The sequence below is a fragment of the Ramlibacter sp. genome, assembly GCF_050250995.1.
GTDB lineage: Bacteria > Pseudomonadota > Gammaproteobacteria > Burkholderiales > Burkholderiaceae_C > Ramlibacter.
Genome location: NZ_JBFWNP010000107.1, coordinates 1 through 2,981 on the forward strand (window position 1 = coordinate 1; position 2,981 = coordinate 2,981).

The 2,981-nt window shown below is 67.8% G+C and carries 3 protein-coding genes; all 3 read left to right on the top strand.

The features are described 5' to 3' along the window. Window positions 1–1,721 (top strand): non-homologous end-joining DNA ligase (gene ligD, locus AB7E83_RS28140; RefSeq protein WP_428574845.1); only part of this gene is annotated, 1,721 nt, incomplete at its 5' end. A gap of 41 nt (window positions 1,722–1,762) precedes the next feature. Then, the gene (locus tag AB7E83_RS28145; protein ID WP_428574847.1) at window positions 1,763–2,605 is read left to right on the top strand and encodes a Ku protein; all 843 of its coding nucleotides are present in this window, start codon (window positions 1,763–1,765) and stop codon (window positions 2,603–2,605) included. A 102-nt stretch (window positions 2,606–2,707) separates the two neighbouring features. Next, the coding region (locus AB7E83_RS28150) for a MerR family transcriptional regulator (protein ID WP_428574849.1) at window positions 2,708–2,981 on the top strand (274 nt) is incomplete at its 3' end.

Consider the following 2,981-nt stretch of genomic DNA (forward strand, 5'->3'; position numbering starts at 1 on the left):
ACTTCGCCGGCATCGACCTGCGCCAGGCGCCGTATCGCGACCGGCGGCGCTACCTGGCGCAGTGCCTGTTGCCCTCGCCGCTGGTGCAGCTCGTGCATGCGCAAGAGGATGGCGTTGCGCTGCAGGCAGCCGCGCTGGCCGCGGGCTTCGAAGGCGTGGTGGGCAAGCGCCGGGAAAGCCGCTACGAACCGGGGCGCCGCTCGACATCGTGGGTGAAGGTGAAGCCGACGGTCAGCGGTGATTTCGTCGTCGGCGGCTACACGCAGGGGAAGGGCGCGCGTGCCTCGCTCGGATCGCTGCTGGTCGGCTACTGGGATGCGCCGAAGCGCACCGGGAAGGCGCCCGGTGCGCGCGGTGCGCGGCTGCACTTCGCATCGCACGTCGGCTCGGGCTTCGACGACCGCACGCTCGCCGCCGTGAGGAAGCGCCTGGAGCCGCTGCGTCGGCCCACGTGTCCGTTCGTGGAAACGCCCGAACTCAACGCGCCGACGACGTGGGTCGAGCCCACGCTCGTGGCCGAAGTGAATTTCCACAGCTGGACCGACGACGGGCACCTGCGCGCCCCGGTGTTCGTCCGCCTGCGCGACGACCTCGACGCGAAGGCGGTGCGGCGACCGGCGACGGCCGAGAAGGGGGCGGCCGCCGCCGTCGGCCCCGTGGCCGAAGTCCTGGCGCAACTCGAGATACCGAAGAACGCGCTCTCGCTCGCGGTCGGCAAGCACCGCATCGCGCTCACCCATCTCGACCGCGTGTACTGGCCGGCCGACCCTGCGCAAGACCATCCGGCGTTCACCAAGCGCGACCTCCTGCGCTATTGCGCGCAGATGTCGCCGTACATGCTCCCGCACCTCGCCGACCGGCCGTTGACGATGATCCGCATGCCCGACGGCATCGGCGGGCAGCGGTTCTTCCAGAAGCACTGGGAGCAGGCGCGGCCCGATTTCGTCGAGTCGATCACCGTCTTTTCGAGCAGCAAGGACGAGCAGCACGACTACCTGTTGTGCAACAACCTGCCGACACTACTATGGCTTGCGCAATCGGGCACGCTCGAGTTCCACGTGTGGCACTCGCGGGCGCGGCCCGGCGCCGACTGCGCGAGCAAGAGCACCGACTATGCGGCCTCGCTGGAAGCGCTCGAGGCGTCGGTATTGAACTACCCCGACTACGTGCTGTTCGACCTCGACCCCTACATCTACTCGGGCAAGGAAGGGAAGGGGGCCGAACCCGAGCTCAACACCGTGGCGTTCGAGAAGGGGAAGGAGGTGGCGTTCTGGCTGCGTGAACTCCTGCAGAACATGGGGCTCGAGGCCATCGTCAAGACCTCCGGCAAGACGGGGCTGCACGTATTCGTCCCCATCCGGCGGACGCTCGACTTCGATGCCGCCCGGCACGTCTCTGAGCTCGTGGGACAACACTTGCGCCGCCTGCACCCCAAAGACATCACGCTGGAGTGGAGTATTCCGAAACGCACTGGTAAGATTTTCATGGACTACAACATGAACGTCCGCGGCAAGACGTTGAATGTTGCGTACTCGCCCCGCGGGGTATCCGGGGCGCCCGTGTCGATGCCTTTGACATGGGACGAACTGGCCAGCGCGCACCCGCTGGATTTCACGATGGCCAATGCGCCGCAACGGCTGGCGCAGACGGGCGATCGCTGGCACGACGCGCTGAAGCGCAAGCAGAGCATCGAAGAGGCGCTGGCGGGCGTGAAGGCCTGAACAACGCCGAAGCATCGGACCAGCACAGGCGGAGGCAGCACATGGCAGCACGATCGATCGCGAGTTTGACGGTGTCCTTCGGGCTGGTGTCGATCCCGGTGAAGCTCTATTCGGCCACCGAAGCGAGCAGGGCGGTGTCGTTCAACATGCTGCACAAGGGCTGCGGGTCGCGCCTCAAGCAGCAATACGTCTGCATCAAGGAAGACGTGGTGGTGCCGCGCGAAGACATCGTGAAGGGCTACGAGTTCGCGAAGGACCAGTACGTCACCTTCTCGCCCGAAGAGCTGAAGGCGATGGAAGAGGCGGGCACGCACATGGCCGAGATCACCGAATTCGTGCCGCTCGAGGCGGTCGATCCGGTGTACTTCGACAAGGCGTACTACCTGGCGCCCGACAAGGGCGGCGCCAAGCCCTATGCGTTGCTCGCGAGCGCGCTGCGCGAATCGCAGCGCTGTGCGCTCGGCCGCTGGGCGGCGCGCGGCAAGCAGTACATCGTGATGATCCGCCCGGTCGAGGATGGCCTCGTGATGCAGCAGTTGCTGTACGCGGGTGAAGTGCGCTCGATGAAGGACCTGGACATCCCGAAGACCGACGTCAAGCCCGCGGAACTCAAGCTCGCGCAGCAGCTGATCGAGCAGCAGACCTCCGCCACCTTCGATCCGTCCGCGTACAAGGACGAAGTGGCACAGCGCATCGAGGCCGCCGTGCAGAAGAAGGTGGATGGCCAGGAGATCACGCTCACCGAGGCGCCCGAGGGCGGCGCGCAGGTGATCGACCTCATGGAAGCGCTGCGCGCGAGCCTCGCCAAGAAGGGCGCGGCACGCGCCCCGGCCGTGGCGAAGGCGCCCGCCGCCGCGGACGACACCGCCAAGCCGGCGCGCTAGCCGGCCAAGCGGGCGGCCGCGGTCGAGGTGCCCGCGGAGGAAGCGCCCGTCGCACGCAAGGGCGCCCGGAAGAAGGCGTAACGCCTTTCGGGCCGCGGCGTCGTGCAAGCCTACGGCGTCCGCGACGTCGAGCGGTTGCTCGGCCTTTCCCGCAGCACGATCCGCGCGCTGGTCGACGCCGGCTTCGTCACGCCCGCCCGCGGTGCTCGCAACGCGTGGCGGTTCTCGTTCCAGGACCTGATCCTGCTGCGCACCGCGCAGGCGCTGGTCGCCGCCCAGGTTCCGCAGCGGCGCATCACGCGGTCGCTGCGCGAGCTGCGCAAGCATCTGCCGGCAGCGATGCCCCTTTCGGGATTGGCGATCTCCGCCGTGGCGG